Source organism: Gluconobacter sp. P1D12_c, assembly GCF_018812105.1.
Classification (GTDB): domain Bacteria; phylum Pseudomonadota; class Alphaproteobacteria; order Acetobacterales; family Acetobacteraceae; genus Gluconobacter; species Gluconobacter oxydans_A.
The window spans coordinates 1-710 of record NZ_JACSIQ010000103.1 but is presented as its reverse complement, the minus strand read 5'-3'; the positions used below and the strand labels follow the sequence as shown (position 1 = coordinate 710).

The 710-nt window shown below is 44.8% G+C and carries 1 protein-coding gene; it reads right to left on the bottom strand.

The genetic code is table 11. From position 1 onward, the window contains the following. A partial coding sequence (locus KP705_RS15760) for a protein rep (protein WP_215764880.1) occupies positions 1 to 710 on the bottom strand: 710 nt, incomplete at both ends.

The following is a 710-nucleotide window of genomic DNA, read 5'->3' as shown; positions in this document are numbered from 1 at the left end:
ATAAGACAGGGTTCAGAGACGTTATAGAAAGCATGATGCGGGAGCATCAGCCCAACAATCTTATTCTCCATCTGCTCGAATTTTATTTCATCACCAACGATGACACGACCATCAAGAGAAGGCTCAACACAGAGAGCCATAGCAATATCGGGCCCGAACATATCCAATGATTTAGGGACACCTATCGTGGCTTCGCCTTCATCACGCTTCGTGAAAAGCTCAGCATCATTGATGACACGCTTCTTCATCATCTTCAGAGATCCATCAGACTGATCTCGAACGATGCGAAGCCTCTCATCATTAAGAGACCCCTTGAACTCCTTAAACGATCCGTACCTCTGTATCAGTCGCGTATTGAGTGTCTCATTATAGAACCACTCAAGATGGCCATCCTCCATCGTCTCAATATCGTTCGGCTTAGTCACATATTTTGTGACCTCATCAACAGACTCAAGAGTTCCCGCATCCTTAACAATGCACGACATCCTCTCACGAACATCAGCAAGAAAATCCTGCCAGCCGTTCCCCTTCAAATACGGCAGATCAAAGAGGATATTCATATGCATGTTAAGGGTTTCATGATCCTCATTATGAGTGAACTCAGTCCCCCTGAAATACAGATTTGAACCATATTTTTGATTGAGCCAACGGAAGCAATCAGAGAGCTTGCGTGTCCATTTCCTATGCTCCGCCTTGAGGTCATCATATAT